This is a genomic window from Streptomyces glaucus, assembly GCF_039533365.1.
GTDB classification, from domain to species: domain Bacteria; phylum Actinomycetota; class Actinomycetes; order Streptomycetales; family Streptomycetaceae; genus Streptomyces; species Streptomyces glaucus.
Genome location: NZ_BAAATK010000023.1, coordinates 17,996 through 40,926, shown reverse-complemented (window position 1 = coordinate 40,926; position 22,931 = coordinate 17,996). Strand labels below are relative to the sequence as shown.

The following is a 22,931-nucleotide window of genomic DNA, read 5'->3' as shown; positions in this document are numbered from 1 at the left end:
TGCCGCCAGCTAACGCCCCCCGAAAACACCGCGTCAACACTTTGTTGAAAATTCGGGGTTACAGATCCCGGGAGGCCCCGTCGGCCCGGACCGCCCGGCCGGCCCCGGAGGGCCCGCTCAGGCGCCCTTCTCCCGGTTGAGGTAGTTGTAGACGGTGAAGCGGCTCACCCCGAGCGCGCTCGCCACGGTCTCCACGCCGTGCCGCACGGAGAAGGCGCCGCGCGCCTCCAGGTTCCGCACGATCTCCTGCTTGGCCCTGCGGTCCAGCTCGGCGAGCGGCTTGCCCTGCTTGCGCTCCAGGGCGGCCAGGATGTGGTCGAGGGAGTCCGCGAGCTGCGGCAGGCGCACGGCGACGACGTCCGCGCCCTCCCAGGAGAGCACGACGTCGTCGGGGCCGGCCTCGTCCGGCGGGAGCAGCTCGCCGCCGATCGCGTCGACCAGCGGTTTCACGGCCGCGATGAACGGCTTGTCGCCGGTGCCGGTCACCGGTCGCCCTCCCCGACCACGTTGACCTGGAACGAGATCCGGGTGGCGCCGGCCGCCAGGGTCTCGCGCAGCAGGGCGCCGACGGCGGTGAGGACCGCGTCGGCGGAGCCCTCGGCGGTGTTGCCGAACGGGCCGACGTCCACCGCGTCCAGTTCGGCCGCCTCGACGACCTCGCGGGCCACCAGCGCGTGCGCGGGCGTCTCGTCGAGGTCGAAGGGCTCGGTCGTGAACTCCACTCTCAGTCGCACTGTGTCCCCATGGCTCTGCTCCGGCCCGCGCGGGCCGCCCGGTCCGCGACCGGGACCGGCGCCCGGCCGCCTGGGGAGACCCTAACGGACCCCGTCCCGCGGGCGGGGCGGCCACCGGGCAGGGGCGCTCCGCGCCCGTCGCGGCCCCGGCGGCGACGGGCGGGAGGACCCCGCCCGGGGTGCGGATCCGCCCCGCCCGCAGGAGCCTGAAGGCATGGCAGCGCATCCCGCGGACCATCCGCACATCGTGGTGCACGCCCCGGGTCTGGACGGATCCCGGCGGGTCACCTCGGGCGACGAGACCCTCGGCGTCGCCTCGCACGCCGACGACGTGGGCGAGATCCTGCGGCTGGCCGACCTGTACGTCACCGACGTCGCGGCGAGCGACCTCGTCGAGTGGCAGGGCGGCGGCCCCGACGACTGGCCGGGACTGTCGGAGCACCACGAGCCCTGAGCCCGGCTACGCCACCGGTCGTACTCCGGCTACGGCACCCTCAAATCAACCTCTGAACCGGCTTCCGGAGGCTTCGGCCGCCCCCGTCCGCGGGCACATTCCCGGCACACGGGACCCGCCGGCACGGGGGCGGCGGGCCCCGGCACGGGGGAGGTGCCATGAACAGGGGTACGACAGCCGGATTCGGTCCGTACGAGATCGCGCTGGTGCGGGGCGGCCCCGACGCCGCCGTCACGGTCGCCGTCCTCGCCCTGCACCTGCGGGGCGCGGCCGACGCGGGCCGGCCGGGCACGATCCGGGCGACGGAGCCGGACACCGCGGCGGGGCAGTCCCCGCCGCTCCCGCCGCTGGCGGAAGCGGTGCTCGCCTCCCTCGCCGAACCCGCCGCGCTGCGCGAGCTGGCGAAGCGGCCAAAGGTGCGCGCGGCGGTCGCCGCACTGCGCGCCGGCCTCGCGGAGGCCGGGCTGCTGAGGCGTCGGCTGCCCGGCCCGACGCGCGCCGCCCGCCGCCGGGTGCGGGAGCTGGGCGAGCGGCATCCGCTGCCCGCGAGCCGGCTCGGCCTGACGGAGGACGACAAGCTGCTCGCCGCCGCGCTGCACGGCGAGGCGGCCCTGCGGGTGCTCGCGCCGCGCTTCGCCCTGCGGGCGGGGCTGACCGAGCGGGTCGACCTGGCCGACAAGGGGCTGCCGAAGCACTCCCGTTCCGCGGGTTCGGGCATCGGGGGCTACTCCTGCAACGGCGGGTACTCCTGCGGCGGCGGCGTGGGCTGAGCACTCCACGGGACGGCACGGGCCGAGCGCTCCGGGTGCGGCCCCGGCCATGGCGGGGCCGCACCGGTCCGCCGGGCGAGGGCGCGGGTGACGCCGCCCGAAGGCCTTCAACGCCCGGCGGAGGGGCGGACCGCCGGGCCCGGCGTCCCGAACCCGAACGCGTCCGTGACGCCCTCGCCGCGAGACTCGCCGCGCCGGGCCCGGGACGCCCCCGAGCCGGCCCCGCCCTGCCCGCGCCGGCCCTGCCCCGCGTCAGCCCTCCCGGACGGCCGTCTGCCGGGGCTCCGCCCCGCGCGCCGTCCCCGGCGCGGCCGCCGGGAGCGCGTCAGCGGGGTCCGGCCGCCCCCGCGTGTGCGGAGTCACCGGAAGTCCTCCTCCCGGTACTCGGCGGCCGAGCCCGCGGCCGTGGCCTCGCGCAGCTCGACGCGGCGGATCTTCCCGGAGACCGTCTTGGGCAGGGCGCCGAACTCCAGGCGGCGGATCCGCTTGTAGGGGGCGAGCACCTCACGGGAGTGCTCGAACAGCACCTTCGCGGTGTCGGGGCCCGGCTCCCAGCCCTCCGCCAGCACGACGTACGCCTTGGGCACGGCCAGGCGCAGCTCGTCCGGGGCGGGCACGACGGCGGCCTCGGCGACCGCCTCGTGCTCCAGCAGCGCGCTCTCCAGCTCGAAGGGGCTGATCTTGTAGTCGCTGGCCTTGAAGACGTCGTCGGCGCGCCCGACGTAGGTCAGGTATCCGTCCTCGTCCCGTGCGGCGATGTCGCCGGTGCGGTAGTAGCCGCCCGCCATCGCCTGAGCCGTGCGGTCCGCGTCGCCGTGGTAGCCGGCCATCAGGCCGACGGGCCGGGCCGACAGGTCCAGGGCGATCTCGCCCTCGGCGGCGCCGGGCGCGCCGCTGACCGGGTCGAGCAGTTCGACGCGGTAGCCGGGGCTGGGGCGGCCCATGGATCCGGTCCTGAGGGGCTGGCCGGGGGTGTTGGCGACCTGTACGGCGGTCTCGGTCTGGCCGAAGCCGTCCCGGACGGTCACCCCCCAGGCGCGGCGGACCTGCTCGACGACCTCGGGGTTGAGCGGTTCGCCTGCGGCGACCGCCTCCCGCGGCGGGGTGCGCAGCCGGGTCAGGTCGGCCTGGATGAGCATGCGCCACACCGTGGGCGGGGCGCAGAAGGTGGTGACGCCCGCACGGTCCATCTCCGCCATCAGCCGGGCGGCGTCGAAGCGGGTGTAGTTGTACAGGAAGACGGTCGCCTCGGCGTTCCACGGCGCGAACAGGTTCGACCAGGCGTGCTTGGCCCAGCCCGGCGAGGAGATGTTCAGGTGCACGTCGCCGGGGGTCAGGCCGATCCAGTACATGGTCGCCAGGTGCCCGATCGGGTACGAGGTGTGGGTGTGCTCGACCAGCTTGGGGCGGGCGGTCGTCCCCGAGGTGAAGTACAGCATCAGCGGGTCGTCGGCCCGGGTGGGGCCGTCGGGGGTGAAGCCGTCGGGGGCGGTGTGGGCGTCCTCGTACGGCTGCCAGCCCGCGCCCGCGCCGCCGACCGCGACGCGGGTGTAGCCGCCGGGCACGCCGTCGAACTTGCCGGTGTCCTCGGCGCGCGCGATCACGTGCCGCACCCGGCCGCGGTCGACGCGGTCGCGCAGGTCGGCGGGGCCGAGCAGCGGGGTGGCCGGGATGACGACGGCGCGCAGCTTCATCGCCGCGAGGGCCGTCTCCCACAGCTCCGCCTGGTTGCCGAGCATGACCAGGACGCGGTCCCCGGCGCCGACGCCCCGCGCGCGCAGCCAGTTCGCGACCCGGTCCGAGCGGGCGGACAGCTCGGCGAAGGTGAGGCGGGTCTCGGAGCCGTCCTCCTCCACGATGTGCAGCGCGGTGCGGTCGTTGCCGTCCGCGATGACGTCGAACCAGTCCAGCGCCCAGTTGAAGTGTTCGGGGCGGGGCCAGTCGAAGCCCTCGTAGGCGGTGGTGTAGTCCTCGCGGTGCCGCAGCAGGAAGTCCCGCGCCCTGCGGAAGCTGTCCGTCGCCGTCGTCATCCGTCCTCCTCGTTCGTACCGGGCCGTTGTCGGGCGGCTCCCGCCATCGTCCGATCCCCGACGTGGATTCCACCACCCCGGAACGGGAGGGGCGCCCCGGCGCCCGGCCGGGCGCCCGGGTGTCTCCGGACGCGGACTCGAACGGCTCGGGCGGGCACGGAACGGTTTGGGCGGACTCGGGCGGATTCAGGCGGTTCGGGCAGGTTCGGGTGGTGCGGGCAGGCGCAGAAGGGAGCGGAGCCGGCGAGCCCGGCGGTGCCGTGCCGCCCGCGCTCCGCGTGCCCGCCGCGGCCTTCGGCGACGGCCCGGGCGGCGAGGCGGCGCCCGCGCGGCCGGATGCCGGTGCCGGGCCGCTCCGCCTCCCCGCGGACCGGCCGCGGACACGGACCCGCCCGGAGGGCCGGCCGAACGCGGCCGCCGCCCGCCGGACGGGACGGTTGCCGCGGGGCCGCGGGGTTTTCGCCCGTGCTCGTCACGGTTTCCGGGCCGGGACGCCGCCCATTCGGGCGCGCTTTGTATTTCTCCAGGCCCCTCCTCTGTTATTTCCCTCACCACTCCATCCGTCCGAAATTCAATGGGCCGTTGCCTAATATTGGCCAGGACACGACACACGGAGGGGAGCGGTGACCGTGCGACGGGACTTCAAGGAGCCTGCCAGATGCCGCCCCGACCTGGTCATCGGCCGGGAGGAGCTGTTCACGACGGCGCGTGAGCGGCTCGCCTCGGGCGGCAGTGTGCTGCTCCACGGCCCCGCCGGAATAGGAAAGTCGACCGTCCTGCGCGCGCTGGCGGCGGAATACGCCGGCGAGGCCCGGACCGTGTTGCGCTGCTCGGCCACCGAGTCCGAATCCCATCTCCCCTTCCTCGCCCTGGCCGACCTCCTCGGCCCGGTCCTGGACCAGGTGTCCGACCTGCTGCCCGCCGCCCAGCGCACCGCCCTGGAATCGGCGCTCACCGGCCGCGGCGAGTCCACCCTCCAGCGCGACGGGCTGGCGCTGCGCCTGGCGGTGCTGTCCACGCTGCGCGCGCTCGCCGCCGAGGGCCCCGTCCTCGTCGTCGCCGACGACCTGCAGTGGCTGGATCCGGCCAGCGCCGAACTCCTCGGCTTCGCCGCCCGCCGCCTGGGCGGCACCCCGGTGCGGCTGTTGTGCGCGGTCCGCACCGAGGGCCAGGAGTACGACCGTCATCTACGCGCGTTGCCGCCGGACACCCTCGCCGTGCGGCTCGGCCCGCTCTCCCGCGCCCAGGTCTCCGCGCTCCTCGACCACCGCGGCTACACCGGCCTGTCCCGCTCCACGGTCCGCGACATCCACCGCACCAGCGGCGGCAACCCGCTGTTCGCCCTGGAGCTCGGCCGCGCGCTCGCCGAGAACCCCGCCCCGCCCCGGCCGGGCGAGCCGCTGCCGGTGCCGACCTCGCTGAGGGCCCTGGTGCTCAGCCGGCTGGAGATGCTCCCGGACGAGGCCCGCCGCACCCTCTTGGTGGCCAGCGCCGGCGCCCGCCCCACCCTGGCGCTGCTGCACGCGGCCGGCCGGCAGAACGCCGAGGCCGAGACCGCCCGGGCGGCCGAGCTGGGACTGCTGGCGACGGAGCCGGAGGGGCCGGCCGTACGGTTCGCGCACCCGCTGATCTCGGCCGCGCTGTACGCGGAGGCCCCGGCGCACGAGCGGCGGGCCGCGCACGCCGCGCTGTCCACGGCCGCGTCCGACCCGATCGAACGCGCCCGGCACCTGGCGCTGGCGACCAGCGGCGCCGACCCGGAGGTCGCGGCCCGCCTGGCGGAGGCCGCCGCGCTGGCCCGGGACCGCGGAGCGCCGTCGGTCGCCGCGTCGCTGGGGCTGCTCGCGGCCCGGCACACCCCGCCCGGCAGCGATCCCGGCCCGGACGAGCGCAGGCTGCAGGCCGCCGAGGACGCGCTGACCGCCGGGGAGGTGGACCTCGCCCGGGACATCGCCCGCGAGGTGCTGGCCCGGGCGAGCGCGCCGGCGGAGCGGGTGCGGGCCTGGATGGTGGTGATCGAGTCGGCCGGGCAGGCGCTCGGGGAGGTCGACGCCGCCTTCCCGCAGGCGCTGGCCGACGCGGGCGACGACCCGCGGCTGCTGGCCCTGGTCCACTACCAGCTGGCCTGGCGCGGCCTGGTCGTCCAGGGCGACTTCGCGCAGGGCCGCGAGGAGGCCGCGCACGCCGCGGAGCTGGCCGCCCGCGCCGGCGACCGGCGCACCGAACTCCTCGCCCTCGCCTTCCAGGCGCAGGCCGAGACCCTGATGGGCCACCCGGACGCCCCCGCCACCATCAAGCGGGCGCTGGAGGAGCCGCAGGACCCGCGGGTCGCCTGCCACCACAACGGCGCGGGCTCGGCCCGGTTCCGCTGGCTGATCATGAGCGACCGGCTGCCCGAGGCCCGGACCACCCTGACCGCGCTGCTGCGCGAGGTGCGCCGGCGCGGCATGGCCGAGAGCGAGGTGCACTACCTGCGCTTCCTCGCCGAGACCGAACTGCGCTCCGGGCACTGCGGCCGGGCCCTCGACCTCGCCCGGGAGAGCCTGCGGCTGGCGCGGGACGCCGGGATCGGGGAGGCGGCGAGCGCGATGCTCACCTCGCTGGCCGAGGCCGCGGGCGGCGACGTCGGCCGGGCGCTGTCCCTCGCGCGGGAGGCGGTGGACCGGGCGGAGGAGGACGGGGACGTGGTCTACCTCTCGCGCGCCCTGGCCGCCCTCGGCCACGCCTGTCTGGTCGCGGGCGACGCCCGGGCCGCCGTCCACGCCCTGCGCCGGGTGCGCGAGCTGGAACAGGGCATCGGCATCACCGACCCGGCGCGCGGGCGCTGGCACGGCGACCTCGCCGAGGCCCTGGTGAGGACCGGCGAGATGGCCGAGGCGCAGGACCTCATCGACGTCACGCGGGTGCAGGCGCTGCGGCTGGGCCGGGAGAGCGTGCTCGCCGTCCTGGACCGGGCCGAGGCGCTGGTGCGGGCGGCGCGCGGCGAACACGAGGCCGCCGTCGCCCAGTTGACCTCGGTGCAGGAACGGCTCGCCAAGCTGGGCCACGGCCTGGAGGAGGCGCGGGCCGCCTTCGAACTGGCCCGGCTGCGCACCCTGCCCCGCTCCCCCGGCCTCGCCCGGGCGGGCGACGCCTCCGGGCCCGGACCGACGTCGTACGACGAGGCGGCGCGGCTGTTCCGGCGCTGCCGGGCGCTGCCGTGGCTGCGGCAGGTGGACGCGGCGGCCGCGACGCGCCCGCCGGAGCCGGCGCCCGCGCCCGCCGCCGTCCCCGCCGGTCTCGACGGGCTGGCCTCGATGGAGCGTCAGGTCGCCTCGCTGGTGATGGAGGGCGCGACCAACCGGGAGATCGCCGCACGGCTGTTCATCAGCGTCAAGACCGTCGAGGCGACCCTGACCCGGGTCTACCGCAAGCTGGGGATCCGTTCGCGGGTGGACATCGTCCGGCTGGCCGCGGAACGGCGGACGGACTGAGCCGCGCGGGGGCGCGGCGGTCGTCCGGGGGCCGCCGGGGGTGGTCCGCGGACCGCTGAGGACCGTCCGCCGGGGGCCGCCGGGGAGGCCCGGAGGGGAGGCGGAAAGAATCCGCCGGGGAAGCCCGGAGGGAGCGCGGGAGGGATCCGCCGAAAAGGTCCGAAGGGCCGCGGAAGGGATCCGCCGGGGAGGGCCGCGGCCGGGCGACCGAGGGTTTTCCCTGCCCAACTCCCCTAGGGCGTTCCCTCATTGGGCCGTCACGGCCCGGCTCCTAGCGTAAGGGCGTGCCGCTCGCCGGACACACGGGGGTCGGTCCCGAGACCCCTGGTGCACCACCCCCACCCGCGCGACCCCCACCGGCAATCCGACGAGGAGACTCATGTTCGGGCTCACCCGTGTCAAGAAGGCCGCCGCTCTCGCCGCCGCGGCCGCTGCCGCCGCCGCGACCGCCCTGCTCAGCGCCCCGAGCGCGGCCGCCGCCCCCCAGCCCATCGTCGGCGGCACGACGACCACGACGACCGCGTACCCGTTCGTCATGCAGATCACGGACGCCTCGCAGAACCAGTTCTGCGGCGGCACCCTGGTGTCCCCGACCAAGGTGGTCACCGCGGCCCACTGCATGGTCGGCGAGACCACGAGCAGCGTCCGGGTGGTCGGCGGCCGCACCTACCTCAACGGCACGAACGGCACGGTGAGCCGGGTCAGCAGGATCTGGATACACCCGAGTTACACCACCGCCACCAGAGGCGAGGACGTGGCCGTGCTGACGCTGTCGACGGCGATGCCGTACGCGACGGCCAAGTACGTCTCGTCCACCGACACCTCCGTGTACGCGGCCGGCACCACCGCCCGCATCCTCGGCTGGGGCACCACCTCCTCGAACGGCAGCTCCTCCAACCAGCTGCGGACCGCGACCGTGCCGATCGTCTCCGACTCCAGCTGCCGCACCTCCTACGGCTCCGACTTCGTCGCGAACGAGATGGTGTGCGCCGGTTACAGCTCCGGCGGCGTGGACACCTGCCAGGGCGACAGCGGCGGTCCCCTGCTCGTCGGGGGCGTCCTGGCAGGGATCACCTCCTGGGGCGAGGGCTGCGCCCAGGCCGGTTACCCGGGTGTGTACACCCGGCTGACCACCTTCTCCAGCCTGGTGACCGCCCAGGTCAACTCGTAACCTCCAGAAGTTTCCTGAGCACCCCTCAGGTGAAGAACCAGGGGGCGTTGCGGGCCACCACGAGCGGCCCGCAACGCCCCCTTTCCATGCGTTCCCCGCGGTCCGCGGGCCCTCCCGGCGCCGTCGTGCGCCCCCGGAGCGGACGGCGTCACGACGGCTCCCCGTGCGGCGCGCCCGGCCTCCGCTCCTCCCCGGCCACGGCCCCGCCCCGCCGATCCGGCGAGCCGGTCACGGCCCCGTTCCGCCGATCCCGGTGAGCCGGCCGGGGAGAAGGACGCCGGTTTCGGACGTGCCGCCGCCCGCCCTGGGAGCACGGGCGGGCGGCGGGGCGTCCGGGCTCCGGTCCGCGCTCCCCGCGGGCGGGCGGCGTGTCCGGCGCGCTCGGAAGCGCCCGGCGGCCGAGCCGCTCCTCCCCCGGTCCCTGCCCGTCCGGCCGTACGCGGGCCGGGACGTCCTCGCCCGGCTTACGGAACCGCTCCCCCGGGTCCTGCGAGGACCCGCCGGGGGCCGCCCGCGGCGGTTCCGGCAGGGGCGGTCCGAGCCTGTCCGTGAGCGGCCGCCTCCGTGCCGTTCCGGAGGCCGGCGGGCGACCGGCTCGGCGCCGTTGCGAGCGTGTCCGCGAACGACCGCCTCCGTGCCGTTCCGCAGGCGGGCGTTCCCGGCGCGGCCCGGTCCCGCCGCCGCACCGCGACCGCACCGCCGCCGCACCGCGACCGCACCGCCGCCGCGCCGCGCGTCCCCGCGCTCCGCAGGCCTCCCCTCCGGCCGCCGGGAGGATCCGCCGGCCCTTCCCCGCCCGGTTCCCCCCATTGGCCCGCAGCGCTCGCAAAGTCCGTCGTACCGACTCACGCTGAAGGCTCAGGGCCGAGCGTCGTTCGCACGTCGGACGCGGCGACCGCCACTTGCTCCCGCGAAGGAAGGGCCTGTCTGATGACCAGTGCCAAGTCGATAACCCAGTCCGCGTTCGACGGCTCCAGGCTGCGCGTCCTCCTGCTCGTCGACCTCAACGAGGGCGCCCAGCAGGAGTTCCTCGACGCGTACGAGCACATGCGCCATCACGTCGCTTCGGTGCCCGGCCACCTCGGCGACCAGCTGTGCCAGTCCGCGGAGAACCCGTCCCAATGGCTCATCACAAGCGAGTGGGAGAGCGCCCCACCATATCTGGCATGGGTGAACAGTGAAGCGCACATCGAGACAGTCAGACCCATGCAGAGCTGCGTCCGCGACCTGCGGTCGATGCGGTACCACATCGTCCGCGAGACCGGCGGCGCCGCTCCGCCCCCCGCCCCGACCGCCCGCGGAGTCCACCAGGCCGCCGCGGCGGCGAAGACCGCCGGCGCAGCCGGTGGCGTCCACGCACCCCCGCGCGTGGGCGACGGCCTGATCCGGCACGCGCTGACCTTCACCGTCAAGCCCGGTTCCGAGTCGAAGGTCGCCGAGATCCTCGCCGACTACGCCCCGCCGAAGTCCCGCGTCGACGACACCACGCGCCTGTGCCGCACCACCCTGTTCATGCACGGCAACCGGGTCGTACGCACCGTCGAGGTCCAGGGCGACCTGGTCGCCGCGCTGCGCCACGTCTCCCGCCAGCCGGAGGTGCGGGCCGTCGAGGAAGCCCTCAACCCGCACCTGGAGCAGAGCAGGGACCTGAACGACCCCGAGTCCGCCCGGGCCTTCTTCACCCGCGCGGCCATGCCGGCCGTGCACCACGTGACACGGGGCGGCCCGGAACCGGCCGGTCTGCGGCGCCACGCGCTGTACTACCCGGCCCGCGAGGGCTGCGGGCTGATGCTGGCCCGGCTGCTGGCCCAGCAGGACGAGACGGCCGCGGACGATCCCGCCGGCCCGGTGTACCGCAGCACCGTCTTCCACCGGGAGGACCTCGTCGTCCGGCTCGTCGACGTGTCGGGCGATCCCGAGGCCGACCCGGTCCGGGTCCTGGGCGTCCACGGCGAGAAGAAGGCCGCCGTGCTGGCCCGTCTGCTCGACGGCGCCGCGCTCGGCATCCGGGGTCCCCTCGCGGGGGAACGGGACGCGACCCGTCTCCTGGCACACGCCGGCATGACGCTGATCACCGACCGCACGGCTCCCCGGCCCTGACGGCGCGCCGCCGACCGGCGCGCACCACCGCAAGTCATCACCGGCCGTTCCGGCCGTCACCGCACCGACCGGCACGGGCGAGCCCGGGCCATCCTCACCGCCCCACCTGGAGACGGACCATGCACAAGACAAGCCCGCGCATCGTGGACCTCGACGAGATCGAGCCCAACCGCAAGCGCGGCGGCGATCTGCGCACCTTGCTCACCCCCCTCACCGTCGGCTCCACCAGCGGCTTCATGGGCCTGGCGATCATGCAGCCCGGCGAACGCATCAGCGAGCACTACCACCCGTACTCCGAGGAGTTCGTGTACCTCGTCCAGGGCCGGCTGGAGGTCGACCTGGACGGCGAAACGTTTCCTCTCCGCTCCGACCAGGGCCTCATGATCCCCATCGACATGCGGCACCGCTTCCGCAACGTCGGCGACGAGGAGGCCCGGATGGTCTTCCACCTCGGTCCGCTGGCGCCGGAGCCGCGCCTCGGCCACGTCGACACGGAGGCCACGGCCGAGGGCGAGAGCCTCAAGCCGTACCCGCTCGTCCACGGGGAGGGCACCCGGCCCGAACGCCCCGGGGTGCCCTCGTGACCCGGCGGGTGGCGGTCACCGGCATCGGCGTCGTCGCACCCGGCGGGATCGGGACGCCGGCGTTCTGGGACCTGCTGTCCAACGGCCGTACGGCGACCCGCGGCATCACCCTGTTCGACCCCGAGGGGCTGCGGTCCCGTATCGCGGCCGAGTGCGACTTCGACCCGCTCGCGCAGGGAATCGACCCCGAGCTGGTGCGCAGCACCGACCGCTACATCCAGTTCGCCCTGGCCGCCGCGGCGGAGGCGGTGACCGACTGCGGCATCGACTTCGGCAGGGAGGACCCGTGGCGCGTGGCCGTCTCCCTCGGCAGCGCGGTGGGCGGCACGACCCGCCTGGAGCACGACTACGTCCTGGTCAGCGAGCGGGGACGGCGCTGGGACGTCGACCACCGCGCCGCCGAGCCGCAACTGCACCTGGCGTTCTCGCCCAGCACGCTGGCCTCGGTCGTCGCGGAGCGATTCGGCGTCCTCGGCCCGGTGCAGACCGTCTCGACCGGCTGCACCTCCGGACTCGACGCGGTGGGCTACGCCTTCCACACCATCGAGGAGGGCCGCGCGGACGTCTGCATCACCGGGGCGTCGGACTCCCCCATCTCCCCGATCACCATGGCCTGTTTCGACGCCATCAAGGCGACGTCGCCGAACAACGACGACCCGGCGCACGCCTCGCGGCCCTTCGACGCCCACCGCGACGGATTCGTCATGGGCGAGGGCGCCGCGGCGCTCGTCCTGGAGGAACTCGAACACGCCCGGGCCCGCGGCGCGCCCGTGTACTGCGAGATCGGCGGCTACGCCACGTTCGGCAACGCGTACCATATGACCGGGCTGACCAGTGAGGGCCTGGAGATGGCCCGGGCCATCGACGCCGCGCTCGACCACGCGCGGGTGGACCCCTCGGAGATCGACTACGTCAACGCGCACGGCTCGGGCACCCGCCAGAACGACCGCCACGAGACCGCCGCGGTCAAGCGGTCCCTGGGCGCCCACGCCTACGACACGCCCATGAGCTCGATCAAGTCCATGGTGGGCCACTCGCTGGGCGCGATCGGCGCGATCGAGCTCGTCGCCTGCGTCCTGGCCATCGCCCACCAGGTGGTGCCGCCGACGGCGAACTACGAGACCCCGGACCCCGAGTGCGATCTGGACTACGTGCCCCGCACCGCACGCCCCCGCAGGCTCGGCAACGTGCTCTCGGTGGGCAGCGGCTTCGGCGGGTTCCAGTCCGCGGTGCTCCTGACGGGGCCGGGCGGGAGGAAAGCATGAGCGGGCAGCGGACCCGGCGCACCGCGATCACCGGGATCGGGGTGATCGCGCCCAACGGACTGAGCACGGACGTGTACTGGAAGTCCGTCAAGGAGGGCGTGAGCGTACTGGACCGGGTCACCCGGGAGGGATGCGGGCACCTGCCGCTCCGCGTCGCCGGCGAGGTGCGGGGCTTCGATCCCGCGACGCTCGTCGAGGAGACGTTCCTCGTCCAGACCGACCGGTTCACCCACTTCGCGATGGCCGCCGCGGGCGCCGCCCTGGGAGACGCGGGGCTGGACGAGGCCGCCACCGACTCGCCGTACTCCATCGGGGTGGTCACCGCCGCCGGGTCCGGCGGCGGCGAGTTCGGCCAGCGGGAACTGCAGAAGCTGTGGGGGCAGGGGTCCCGGTTCGTCGGCCCCTACCAGTCCATCGCCTGGTTCTACGCGGCCAGCACCGGGCAGATCTCCATCCGCGGCGGCTTCAAGGGCCCCTGCGGGGTGGTGGCCAGCGACGAGGCGGGCGGCCTGGACGCCGTCGCGCACGCCGCCCGGACCGTGCGGCGGGGCACCGACGTGGTCGTGGTCGGGGCGGCCGAGGCGCCGCTCGCCCCGTACTCGGTGGTCTGCCAGCTCGCCTACCCCGAGCTCAGCACCGTCGAGGACCCGGCGGCCGCCTACCGCCCCTTCACCCCGCAGGCCTGCGGCTTCGTGCCCGCCGAGGGCGGGGCCGTGCTGGTCGTCGAGGACGCGGACCGGGCACGCCGCCGCGGCGCGGCCGTCCGCGCCACCGTGGCGGGGCACGCCGCCACGTTCACCGGCGCCTCGCGCTGGGACCGCTCCCGGGAGGGGCTCGCCCGCGCCATACGCGGCGCCCTCGACGAGGCCGGCTGCGCACCGGAGGAGATCGACGTGGTCTTCGCCGACGCGATGGGCACCCCGGAGGCGGACCGCGCCGAGGCCCTCGCCCTGGCCGACGCCCTCGGCCCGCACGGCACCCGCGTGCCCGTCACGGCCCCCAAGGCCGGCATCGGACGGTCGTACTGCGGAGCACCCCTGCTGGACGTCGCGGCCGCGGTGCTCGCCATGGAGCACGGCCAGATACCGCCGACGCCGGGCGTCCGCGACGTCTGCCACGAGATCGACCTGGTGACCGCCTCGGCGCGCCCGGCCGAGCTCCGCACGGCCCTGGTCCTCAGCCGGGGGCTCATGGGCTCCAACGCGGCACTGGTCCTGCGCCGCGGACCGGAGACCGCCGCGTAGCCCTCTGCGGCAGCACCGCCCCGCCCCCTGCGGCCCCCCCTCAGCACCCGGTACGACAAGGAGAACACGCATGACCGCCGAAGCGACCCCGCTCACCGTGGAGGAACTGGCCGCCTTGATGAAGAAGGCCGCCGGCGTCACCGTCGACCCGCAGGACCTCCAGAGCCGGCTGGACAGCCCGTTCGCCGAGTTCGGGCTGGACTCCCTCGGCCTTCTCGGCATCGTGGGCGAGCTGGAGAACCGGCACGGCTGGTCGCTGCCCACCGACGCGGAGCGGTGCAGGAGCCCCCGCGCCTTCCTCGACCTCGTCAACGGCACCCTCACGACTGGAGCCTGAAGTGGCAGGACACACGGAGAACGAGATCACCATCGCCGCGCCCGTCGACCTGGTCTGGGACATGACCAACGACCTGGAGAAGTGGCCGCAGTTGTTCAGCGAGTACGCGTCCGTCGAGATCCTCTCCCGCGAGGGCGACACGGTGACCTTCCGCCTGACGATGCACCCCGACGAGAACGGCAAGGTGTGGAGCTGGGTGTCGGAGCGGACCACCGACCGCGACAAGCTCACCGTCCGCGCGCGCCGCGTGGAGCCCGGGCCGTTCGCGTACATGGACATCCGGTGGGAGTACGAGGAGACCGCCGACGGCACGCGGATGCGCTGGACGCAGGACTTCGCCATGCGGCCCGACGCCCCCGTGGACGACGCCGGGATGACGGACATCATCAACCGCAACTCGGCCGTGCAGCTGGCCCTCATCCGCGACCGCGTCGAGCAGGCGGCCGCCGAGCGGCGGACCGCACCCGGCACCCCCGCCTGAGCGCGACACGGTCGCGGAAGGAGATCCCATGCACCACGCCCTGATCGTCGCCCGGATGGACCCGCGGTCGGCCCCGCGCATCGCCGAGGTCTTCGCGGCCTCCGACCGAGGCGAACTCCCCCGCCTCGTGGGGGTGACCCAGCGCTCCCTCTTCCAGTTCGGCGACGTGTACATGCACTTCATCGAAGCCGACCAGGACCCGGGGCCCGCCGTCGCCCGGGTGGCCGAGCACCCGGAGTTCCGGGACATCAGCAGGAAGCTCGAAGCGTACGTCAGCCCGTACGACCCGCAGACCTGGCGCGGTCCGAAGGACGCGATGGCGCAGTGCTTCTACCACTGGGAGCGGGACCGGGTCGCCCGCTGAACGACGGAAGGCCGCTGCCCGTGCGGGCAGCGGCCTTCCGTCGTTCCGGGCGCCGTCTCAGCGGGCGAGCGCGGGCATCAGGCGCAGGGCGTTGTCCCGGTTGATCCCGCGCAGGTGCCGCTCCGAGAGCGCCGGGTCGCCGTCCAGCGCCGGCGTCGTGACGTCGGCGACGACGTGCGCCGGCGTGGGCGGCCAGTCCGTGCCGAAGAGGATGCGGCCGGGGTCGACGGTGGCCAGCAGGGTGGGCGTGGCCGAGGGGGACATGGGGCCCGCGGTGTCGTAGTAGAAGCGGTGCAGGTAGTCGCGGACGCGGCCCGGCTCGATCCCGGGGGTGAGGCGGTCGCCGAAGAGTTCGAGCCGGCCGGCCATGTAGGGCAGGAACCCTCCCCCGTGCGGGAGGACGAAGGTGAGGTTCGGGTAGCGGTCCAGGACGCCGCCCTTGATGAGGTTGACGGCGGCGCGCGTGGTGTCGACGAGGAAGTCGCACACGAAGGGCGGCACTCCCGGCAGCGCCGCCCCGGCGCCGCCCGCTCCGGCCGGCACGTCCATGGGGTGCGTGCTGACGACCGCGGACCGTTCGTTCAGTTCGGCCAGCAGGCGGTCGTGCGAGTCGTCGCCGAGGTAGACGCCGTCCATGCTGGTCCGCGTGCTCACCCCGACGGCGCCGAGCTCGTCGAGGCCGTACTCCAGGCTCCACCGGGAGAGTTCCAGGTCGTCGAGGAAGACCGGCGTGAAGAACGCGAAGCGTGCGGGGTGGCTCTCGACGACCTCGGCCGCGGCCTGCAGGGCGACCCGCGCGCTCTCCCGGCGCTCGGCGTGCCCGCGGAGCCGGCCGAGCATCGCCACGGTCATCACGGACGTGCCGATGCCCGTCTTGTCCATGAGCTCCAGGGCCGCGTCCAGGTCCCAGCGCGTCCACCAGGGCAGCCTCTCGCGGCTGACGACGCCCCGCTCCTCCGCCCAGTCCAGCCAGGCCGGCGCGGTGAAATGGTGGTGGACGTCCACCCGGCCCGCGGCGGGGCCGTCGTGCTCTGCTGATGTCATCGCCCTGTCCTCTTTCTCAGTCGCGGCAGAGAATCGTCTGCAGCACGTTCGTCAGTACGCGGTCCGGGTACGGCATGTCGGCGTGCGCCCGCCACGCGACGAACCCGTCCGGGCGCACCAGGACGGCGCCCTCCTCGGCCGCGCCGTGCAGCTTCGCCCAGTCGGCGTCCGGCTCGGGGACCAGGTCGCCGTCCCGGCCGCCGCCCACCAGGTAGGCCTGGACGGGAACGCCCGTCCGCTGCGCGGCCCGCACCGCCGCGGCCCGCCACGCCTGGCCCTCGGGCCCGCACAGGAGCACGAAGGAGCGCTCGTACAGGTCCAGCGTGGAGATCCTGACGCCCCGTCGGGTGACCCACATGTGGGGTGCGCGGCTGCCCGGGTCGCCGCCGAGCTGGAAGGTGTCCGGGACGACGGGCTGCTCCGGGAGGGCGCCCATGACGGCGGGCGACGCGTAGCGGTAGCAGAGCGCGACGGTCATGAGGTCGGCCGGGTCGTCGTTGCGGCCCAGGGCGGGGGTGAACCCCGGGTGCTGCTCCTCGACGGCCTGCTGGGACGCCCGGGCGCCGGTGGCGACGGCGACGGGCCGGCGTTCCCGCTCGTAGGTGTCCAGCAGGGGCGGGCCCGCCCACCCGCGGAGCACCGCGGCCAGTTTCCAGGCGAGGTTGTGGGCGTCCTGGATCCCGGTGTTGGAACCGAACGCGCCGGTGGGCGGCATCTCGTGCGCCGAGTCGCCGACCAGGAAGACCCGGCCCTGCCCGTAGTGGTCCGCGACCCGCTTCGAGGCGTGCCAGGGCGCCTTCCCCGTGATCTCCACGTCGAGGTCGGGAACGCCGGCGGCCGCCCGGATGTGCGCCGCGCAGCGGTCGTCGCCGAAGTCCTCCAGGGTCTCCCCGCGGTCCGGGAACCACGGGAGGTGGAACACCCACCGCTCCTCGTTGTCCACCGGCAGCAGCGCCCCCTCGCCCCGCGGGTCGGTGACGTAGCAGACGACGAACCGCTTCGGCCCGACGCAGTCCTTCAGCCGCTTGCTGCGGAAGGTGACGCTGACGTTGTGGAAGAGGTCGCCGGGTCCCGACACGCCGATGCCCAGGCTCTTGCGCACCGGGCTCCTGGGCCCGTCGGCCGCCACCAGGAAGTCGGCGTTCACGGTGTAGGTCTCACCGGTGTCCCGGTGCACGAGCCGGGCCCGGACCCCCGTCCGGTCCTGCGTGAAGGACAGCATCTCGGTGCCGAAGCGGATGTCCCCGCCCCGGCGGGCCTGGCTCAGCAGCACCGGTTCGAGATCGTTCTGGCTGCACAGGCACCAGTCGGAGGAGCTGACCTCGGCCATGTCGACGCCCCCGGAGATGTCCCGGATGATCCAGCGGCGCTCACCGCCGGTGAGGGTGTCCACCTGGAGCACGCCGTCGTTGCCGGCGAGGGTGCGGGCGGCCGTCCGGATCCGCGCCTCCAGTCCGGCGGTCCGGAAGATCTCCATGGTGCGCACGTTGTTCCCGCGGCCGCGCGGGTGCGTCGACGTCCCGGCGTGCCGCTCCACGAGCAGGTGCTCGATCCCGAGGCGCCCCAGGAAGACGGAGGTGGACAGACCCACCAGGGATCCGCCTACGACGAGAACTGGTACGGATTCCGCTGCGCGTCCGCTCACTGGTTTCCTACCCCCATCCGGCGGTGCCCGCTCCGGGGCGTCGTGGACCGGCCTGACAGTCAGTCTTTACCAAGCGGAAGTCGCCGGTCCGCGCTCCCGGAGGGGATCCGACCCGTATGGCCCAGCACCGTTTGCCGCGCGGTACCGCCCGGGGAACCGTGGCCACTGACCACACCGCACCGCTGCCACCGGCAGCTCGCCCCCCGGGACCAGTCATGTCGCAAGCGTTCGCATCCGAGGAACTGTCGTCCGACGAGGCCGCGGCCGCGGCCTCGTCCTGCAGCCGGGAGTTCCGCGCCGATCCGCACCCCGTGTACGCCACGCTCCGGAAGACGGCACCCGTGTGCCCGCTGTCCCCTCCCCACGGTGTGGACACGTACCTCATCACCCGGTACGACGACGCCCGTGCCGCCCTGGCCGATCCCCGGCTGAGCAAGGACATGTACGGCGCCCTCGACGCCTACCACCGCATCTTCGGCGACTCGTCGATCGCCCTGGACGACAACATGCTGTTCTCGGACCCGCCGAAGCACACCAGGCTCAGGAGGATCGTCGGCAACACGTTCACCCCGAAGCGGGTGGAGTCGCTGCGCCCGCGCGTCCAGAAGATCGTCGACGACCTGCTGGAGCGCTGCCCGGCCGCCGAACCCTTCGACCTGCTCCCGGAGTTCTGCTTCCCGCTGCCGCTCCAGGTGATCTGCGAGCTGCTGGGCGTCCCGGAGAACGAGCGCAGGCAGGCCCAGGAGTGGTCCAGCACCGTCGCGCAGACCGGGTTCGGGCCCGAGGCGAGGAAGGCGCTGGAGGTGGCCGAGGGCAACCTGCGCGACTACCTGGTCGACCTGATCGCGCGCAAGCGGCGGGAGCCGGACGAGGGCCTGCTCAGCGCGCTCGTCACCGCCCAGGACCAGGAGGGCGCGCTCACCGACCACGAACTGGTCTCGACGGCGTGGGTGCTGCTGTTCGCGGGCCACAAGACGACCGCGTACCAGACCGGCAACGCCGTCTACCACCTGCTCAGCCGGCCGGAGCAGCGGCGGCTGGCGTTCCGGGACGCGGGCGCGACGGCCGCGGCCGTGGAGGAGATCTTCCGGTTCGAGCCGTCCGTGGAGAACTCGACGTTCCGCTACGCCAAGGAGGACATCGTCGTCCGGGACACGCTCATCCCCAAGGGGGCGCTCGTCCAGATCTCGATCGCCGGGGCCAACCGCGACCCGGAGGCCTTCGCCGACCCCGACCGCCTGGACGTCACGCGCCCCAACGTCCAGGCGGCGCACCTCACCTTCGGCTTCGGCCCGCACTACTGCATCGGCGCCCCGCTGGCCCGCCTGGAGATGCAGACCGCCCTCACCACGCTCTTCGGGCGCTACCCGCGCCTGGCCCTGGGCATGGCGCCGGAGGACGCGCGCTGGCTGACCGTGCCGTTCCCCGCCTTCCGCGGGCTGGCGGAACTTCCCGTCGTCCTCGACCCGTCGTCGTGACCGGCCCTGCGGGGGGCGGGACCGCGGCTCCGGCGCGGGTGCGCGTCCTGCGGCTGCTGCGGGTGCGGGAGGGCAGGGAGGAGGACTTCGTACGGTCCTACCGCGGTGTGCTCGAACGCGCCGTGCGCTTCCCGGGCCACCTCGGCGAACAGCTGTGCCGCTCGGTCGACGAGCCCGGCCGCTGGCTGCTCACCAGCGAGTGGCAGAACCTCGAATCCCTCAAGCGGTGGCGCGCCGACCCCGGTCACACCGCGCTGGTCGAGCCGATGAACGCCTGTCTGCACGACGACCGCTGGACGGCGGTCTTCCACGTCGTGGACGGTCCGGACGCCACGGCCGGCTGACCGCGGCCGGGGCCCGGCCCGGGCCGGCCGCGGGCGGCGGCCCCGCCGGGGTCCGGCCGGCGGCCTCCGCCCGGGCCGGGCACCGGCCGCAGCGCATGTACTCGCGTGCAGTTCCGGCTGTCGAACCTGCCCCCGGGCATGCCCCTGGCCACACTGGTGCGGCCGGCCAAGCCCTCCTAGGCCAGCGCCGCGGCCAGGCGGGTCAGCGATGCGTCGAGTTCGTCGGCGGCGACGACCGGCAGTCGCACCAGGTGTGCCGGGTGGGTGACCGCCGCCCAGTCGTAGGTCTGGGTCACCTCGGTGCGGCCGTCGTCGGTCGGGGTGAGCTTCCAGGTGAAGCGGTGCCCGGGCGGGCGCTGTCCGGGCTGTCCGGGGGCCCAGCCGATGAGCTGGTTCTCGGTGAAGGCGACGACGCGGTTCTCGATCCGGTAGTCGCCGTCCTCCTCGCTGTGCATGGCCATGATGAAGGTGTCGCCGACGGCGGCGAGCGGCTGGGAGGTCTCGGCGTGCCGCAGTCGGCCGGTGGCGTCGAGTTCGGGGTGGCGGCGGGGGTCGCGGAGAACGGCGAAGATCCGTTCGGCCGGTGCGTCCAGTACCTGGGAGACGGTGGTGCGGGTCGGGCCCTCCATGGTGACCGGGTCGGGGTAGAACCGGGCCCAGGCGATCCGTCCGTCGCGGGTGGTGAGGATGACCGGGCCGCGCAGCAGGACCGTCGCCCCGGTCGGGGCGGTGCCCCGATACTCCCACTCCGACCATAATTCGTCGCCGTTCCGGGCGTGGCGCAGGATCTCGACGTGGAGGTCGGGCAGCCCGGCCAGGATCTTCGTCCAGTTCGCGGCGACCTTGCCGGAACCGATGAACCCCTCGGCCGGTCGCAGCGGCCGTTCGGCGACGTAGTCCTCGGTGAAACAGCCGGCGATCCGTTCCGGGACATGGGAGTTGATCGCGTCGCGCAGTGATCGAAGGGCCTCGGGGAGCATGGCGTGGATCTCCTAACGGTGGTCCGTCCTGTCATGCCGATCATGAACATCGGAGGTGCTGCCCGACAACCGGACACTGCCGGGACACCGCCCGGACAGCCGTCCGGACCCGGCGGGCATAATCGGCATCGTGAACGATTCCGCGGAACCGGCACGAAAGACGATCAGCTTCGCGGCGCTCTTACGGGACTTACGGGAGGCCAGGTCGCTGACCCAGCAGGAGCTGGCCGCCGCCGCCGGGGTGTCCGTCGACGCGGTCAGCGCGCTGGAACGCGGGCGACGGACCCAGCCCCAGCCGCACACCGTGCGGGCACTGGCCACGGCGCTGCAGCTCCGCGACGCCGACCGCATGGCGCTGCTGTCCACCCTGGGCCGGGCCGGGGACGCGGCGCTCGAGATGCCGTCCCGCAAGCTGACGCCCCGCACGCCGTCGCCGCCGAGCGTCGAGGTGGTCGGGCGTGACGACGAGGTCGCGGAGATCGTCGCCGCCCTGGGCACCACGCCGGGCCGGCTGGTGACGCTCACCGGTCCGGGCGGGGTGGGCAAGACCACCGTCGCCCTCGCAGCCGCTGCTGTGATGGCCGCCGAGCGCCCGGGCGCCGTGTACTTCGCCGACCTCACCGACGTCACCGAACCCGACGACGCCCTCGCGGCCGTGGCCCACGCGGCGGCCTGCGCCGCCGGCACCGTGACCGGACTCGCGGAGCATCTCGCCGGGACGTCGGCCCTGCTCGTACTCGACAACCTGGAGCGCGTCACGGCCTGCGGCCCCCACCTGGCCGAGCTGCTCACGGCCTCCCCCGACACGGTGATCCTGGCCACCAGCCGCGTCCCGCTGCGCGTACGCCGGGAACGTGAGGTGCGTATCGCCCCGCTCGGTCCGGGCGCGGCGGAGCGGCTCTTCGGCGAGCGGCTGGCCGCCGCCGGGGCACCGCCCAGGGGGAGGGCGGACGACAGGGCCGTCGCGCAGCTGTGCCGGCAGGCCGACGGGCTGCCCCTGGCCATCGAACTTCTGGCCGCCGCAGCGGCCCGGCTGGGGCCGCGGGCACTGCTCGAACGAATCGACGCACTCAGGGAACTGCCCGTGGCCGGCCCACAGGACCTGCCGGCGCGGCAACGCACCATGGCGGCCACCATCGAGTGGAGCCGCCGGATGCTCGGCCCCGCGGCCCGGCGCCTGCTCCCCCGGCTCTCCATGGTGCCGGGCAGCTTCTCCCTCGACACCGTCGACGCGATCGCCGCGCCGGACACGGCGGATGCGGTGGGGGCACTCGCCGAGCTGATCGAACACTCCCTGGTGGCTCGCGCCGACGACACGGGGCCGGTCACGCGGTACCGGCTGCTGGAACCGGTCCGCCGGCACGCCGTCGAGACCCTCGAACCGGCCGACCGGGAACACGTCCGTCGGGGCGTGGCCCGATGGGCCCTGCGGGCGGGACGCGAACACGGTGCGCGGATCCGGGGCCGCGGCGACATGACGGCGGTCGAGCAGGTCGAGACCGACCGCCATGTGCTGCGGCTCGGCTTCGACCACCTCGTCGACACCGGCCGGTACGACGACGCCGCCGAGCTGCTGTGGTCGGTGTGGCTGCCGCTGTGGATGACCGGGCACACCCACGAAGCCCTCGCCTGGACCGACCGCCTGCACGAGAACGACCTGAGCGAACACGGGCGGGCCCGCTGGCTGGTGGCGCGCGCCGGGTCCAATCGCGTCGCCGCGGATCTGTTCACCACCGCGGAGCGGGCGATGCGCCTTGCCGAGCGGGTCGACGACGCCTCGCTGGCCGCGGAAGCAGCGATCTTCGCGTCGGCGGCGGCGCTGCGCCTGGAGGACTTCGACGGTTCACAGACTCTGCTGGCCAGGGCAGAGGTCCTGATGAAGAAGCGCCTCGATGTGGAGCGCGACGTGTGGGCGGCCGTGCACGTGCCGATCGGCTACGGCGACGGTGCGCTGTTGCGCGGCGACCGGGCCGCGGCGGTGCGGCACTGGCGGGCCGCCGCGGACACGGCGCAGAAGCTGGGCAGCGAGTTCTCGGTCCCAGCGGTCCTCGCGGAGTGCGCGCAGGCCGCCCGCGGTGAAGGACGCCTGGACGACGCCGCCGTGATGCTCGCCGCCGCCGCCGAACTCTCCCCCCGGCAGGACGAGCGGCTGCGGACACACTTGGCGGGCGTGGCCGCCGCCGTGGCCGCCGACCTCGGTGACGTGGCATCAGCGCAGTGGTGGGAGGGAGTGGCAGGCTCGGAACCAGCGCCGGACTCCGCCCGGCTCGACGAACGGTTCCGGGAACTTGTCCGGCGTGCCGGGACCGTTTCCGGGCGGGACTGAGCCCGGCCGTCCGCCCGTACCGGCGCTGTCCGGTCGATGTCCGGTGGTCTCCCCCGGGCGAGGGGGCCAGGATCGGGTTCATCGGGTCGGCCGCCCCTGCGGCCGAC

At 74.6% G+C, this 22,931-nt stretch carries 20 protein-coding genes; 14 read left to right on the top strand and 6 right to left on the bottom strand.

Annotation, left to right across the window (positions count from 1 at the left end):
• Positions 1-117: 117 nt before the first annotated feature.
• Entirely contained in the window at positions 118-486 is a 369-nt protein-coding gene (locus ABD363_RS18440) for a helix-turn-helix domain-containing protein (protein WP_344604842.1), read from the bottom strand.
• On the bottom strand, positions 483-734 hold the full coding sequence (locus ABD363_RS18435; RefSeq protein ID WP_344604840.1) for a YkoF family thiamine-binding protein: 252 nt from the start codon (positions 732-734) through the stop codon (positions 483-485). The genes ABD363_RS18440 and ABD363_RS18435 overlap by 4 nt, the downstream gene beginning before the upstream one ends.
• Before the next feature lie 214 nt (positions 735-948).
• Here ABD363_RS18435 and ABD363_RS18430 point away from each other — a divergent pair, with 214 nt between their 5' ends.
• Together ABD363_RS18430 and ABD363_RS18425 are read left to right on the top strand one after the other, a co-directional pair.
• The gene (locus ABD363_RS18430) at positions 949-1,188 is read left to right on the top strand and encodes a hypothetical protein (RefSeq protein WP_344604838.1); all 240 of its coding nucleotides are present in this window, start codon (positions 949-951) and stop codon (positions 1,186-1,188) included.
• 158 nt (positions 1,189-1,346) lie between these two features.
• Positions 1,347-1,958, top strand: coding sequence for a TIGR04222 domain-containing membrane protein (locus ABD363_RS18425; protein WP_344604836.1), 612 nt, complete (start codon positions 1,347-1,349; stop codon positions 1,956-1,958).
• A gap of 359 nt (positions 1,959-2,317) precedes the next feature.
• Here ABD363_RS18425 and ABD363_RS18420 read toward each other — a convergent pair whose 3' ends face one another.
• A complete protein-coding gene (locus ABD363_RS18420; protein WP_344604834.1) occupies positions 2,318-3,988 on the bottom strand; it encodes an AMP-binding protein in 1,671 nt (556 codons plus the stop codon).
• Positions 3,989-4,611: 623 nt separating this feature from the next.
• Between ABD363_RS18420 and ABD363_RS18415 the strand changes: the two genes are divergently transcribed.
• The 9 genes from ABD363_RS18415 (at position 4,612) to ABD363_RS18375 (ending at position 15,007) form a co-directional block, all read left to right on the top strand.
• Entirely contained in the window at positions 4,612-7,461 is a 2,850-nt protein-coding gene (locus ABD363_RS18415; protein ID WP_344604832.1) for a helix-turn-helix transcriptional regulator, read from the top strand.
• A 379-nt stretch (positions 7,462-7,840) separates the two neighbouring features.
• Positions 7,841-8,632 (top strand): S1 family peptidase, encoded by a 792-nt coding sequence (locus ABD363_RS18410; RefSeq protein WP_344604830.1) that lies wholly within the window; start codon positions 7,841-7,843, stop codon positions 8,630-8,632.
• A 930-nt stretch (positions 8,633-9,562) separates the two neighbouring features.
• Positions 9,563-10,732: a SchA/CurD-like domain-containing protein gene (locus tag ABD363_RS18405; RefSeq protein ID WP_344604828.1), complete on the top strand. Its 1,170-nt coding sequence runs from the start codon at positions 9,563-9,565 to the stop codon at positions 10,730-10,732.
• A 119-nt stretch (positions 10,733-10,851) separates the two neighbouring features.
• Complete coding sequence (locus ABD363_RS18400) at positions 10,852-11,316, top strand: cupin domain-containing protein (RefSeq protein WP_344604826.1); 465 nt, start codon at positions 10,852-10,854, stop codon at positions 11,314-11,316.
• Entirely contained in the window at positions 11,313-12,581 is a 1,269-nt protein-coding gene (locus ABD363_RS18395; protein ID WP_344604822.1) for a beta-ketoacyl-[acyl-carrier-protein] synthase family protein, read from the top strand. The genes ABD363_RS18400 and ABD363_RS18395 overlap by 4 nt, the downstream gene beginning before the upstream one ends.
• Positions 12,578-13,825, top strand: a complete 1,248-nt coding sequence (locus tag ABD363_RS18390) for a ketosynthase chain-length factor (protein WP_344604820.1) — start codon at positions 12,578-12,580, stop codon at positions 13,823-13,825. The genes ABD363_RS18395 and ABD363_RS18390 overlap by 4 nt, the downstream gene beginning before the upstream one ends.
• 70 nt (positions 13,826-13,895) lie before the next feature.
• Positions 13,896-14,162: an acyl carrier protein gene (locus ABD363_RS18385; RefSeq protein WP_344604818.1), complete on the top strand. Its 267-nt coding sequence runs from the start codon at positions 13,896-13,898 to the stop codon at positions 14,160-14,162.
• Position 14,163: 1 nt separating this feature from the next.
• Positions 14,164-14,643: an SRPBCC family protein gene (locus ABD363_RS18380; RefSeq protein WP_344604816.1), complete on the top strand. Its 480-nt coding sequence runs from the start codon at positions 14,164-14,166 to the stop codon at positions 14,641-14,643.
• A 28-nt stretch (positions 14,644-14,671) separates the two neighbouring features.
• Positions 14,672-15,007, top strand: coding sequence for a TcmI family type II polyketide cyclase (locus tag ABD363_RS18375; RefSeq protein WP_344604814.1), 336 nt, complete (start codon positions 14,672-14,674; stop codon positions 15,005-15,007).
• 57 nt (positions 15,008-15,064) lie between these two features.
• Here ABD363_RS18375 and ABD363_RS18370 read toward each other — a convergent pair whose 3' ends face one another.
• Positions 15,065-16,051 (bottom strand): amidohydrolase family protein, encoded by a 987-nt coding sequence (locus tag ABD363_RS18370; protein ID WP_344604812.1) that lies wholly within the window; start codon positions 16,049-16,051, stop codon positions 15,065-15,067.
• 16 nt (positions 16,052-16,067) lie between these two features.
• Entirely contained in the window at positions 16,068-17,696 is a 1,629-nt protein-coding gene (locus ABD363_RS18365; RefSeq protein WP_344604810.1) for an FAD-dependent oxidoreductase, read from the bottom strand.
• A gap of 215 nt (positions 17,697-17,911) precedes the next feature.
• Between ABD363_RS18365 and ABD363_RS18360 the strand changes: the two genes are divergently transcribed.
• Entirely contained in the window at positions 17,912-19,174 is a 1,263-nt protein-coding gene (locus ABD363_RS18360; RefSeq protein WP_344604808.1) for a cytochrome P450 family protein, read from the top strand.
• Positions 19,171-19,518, top strand: a complete 348-nt coding sequence (locus ABD363_RS18355; protein ID WP_344604806.1) for an antibiotic biosynthesis monooxygenase family protein — start codon at positions 19,171-19,173, stop codon at positions 19,516-19,518. Before ABD363_RS18360 ends, ABD363_RS18355 begins: the two co-directional genes overlap by 4 nt.
• A 176-nt stretch (positions 19,519-19,694) precedes the next feature.
• Here ABD363_RS18355 and ABD363_RS18350 read toward each other — a convergent pair whose 3' ends face one another.
• The gene (locus ABD363_RS18350; protein ID WP_344604804.1) at positions 19,695-20,498 is read right to left on the bottom strand and encodes a nuclear transport factor 2 family protein; all 804 of its coding nucleotides are present in this window, start codon (positions 20,496-20,498) and stop codon (positions 19,695-19,697) included.
• Positions 20,499-20,628: 130 nt separating this feature from the next.
• Here ABD363_RS18350 and ABD363_RS18345 point away from each other — a divergent pair, with 130 nt between their 5' ends.
• A complete protein-coding gene (locus ABD363_RS18345) occupies positions 20,629-22,824 on the top strand; it encodes an ATP-binding protein (protein ID WP_344604802.1) in 2,196 nt (731 codons plus the stop codon).
• The last annotated feature ends 107 nt before the right edge of the window (positions 22,825-22,931 follow it).

Bases quoted from the DNA above. Each gene is read 5' to 3' on its own strand.
- ABD363_RS18430 (WP_344604838.1), top strand. From the start codon at position 949: ATGGCAGCGCATCCCGCGGACCATCCGCACATCGTGGTGCACGCCCCG.
- ABD363_RS18425 (WP_344604836.1), top strand. From the start codon at position 1,347: ATGAACAGGGGTACGACAGCCGGATTCGGTCCGTACGAGATCGCGCTG.
- ABD363_RS18420 (WP_344604834.1), bottom strand. From the start codon at position 3,988: ATGACGACGGCGACGGACAGCTTCCGCAGGGCGCGGGACTTCCTGCTG.
- ABD363_RS18410 (WP_344604830.1), top strand. From the start codon at position 7,841: ATGTTCGGGCTCACCCGTGTCAAGAAGGCCGCCGCTCTCGCCGCCGCG.
- ABD363_RS18405 (WP_344604828.1), top strand. From the start codon at position 9,563: ATGACCAGTGCCAAGTCGATAACCCAGTCCGCGTTCGACGGCTCCAGG.
- ABD363_RS18400 (WP_344604826.1), top strand. From the start codon at position 10,852: ATGCACAAGACAAGCCCGCGCATCGTGGACCTCGACGAGATCGAGCCC.
- ABD363_RS18390 (WP_344604820.1), top strand. From the start codon at position 12,578: ATGAGCGGGCAGCGGACCCGGCGCACCGCGATCACCGGGATCGGGGTG.
- ABD363_RS18385 (WP_344604818.1), top strand. From the start codon at position 13,896: ATGACCGCCGAAGCGACCCCGCTCACCGTGGAGGAACTGGCCGCCTTG.
- ABD363_RS18375 (WP_344604814.1), top strand. From the start codon at position 14,672: ATGCACCACGCCCTGATCGTCGCCCGGATGGACCCGCGGTCGGCCCCG.
- ABD363_RS18370 (WP_344604812.1), bottom strand. From the start codon at position 16,051: ATGACATCAGCAGAGCACGACGGCCCCGCCGCGGGCCGGGTGGACGTC.
- ABD363_RS18360 (WP_344604808.1), top strand. From the start codon at position 17,912: ATGTCGCAAGCGTTCGCATCCGAGGAACTGTCGTCCGACGAGGCCGCG.
- ABD363_RS18350 (WP_344604804.1), bottom strand. From the start codon at position 20,498: ATGCTCCCCGAGGCCCTTCGATCACTGCGCGACGCGATCAACTCCCAT.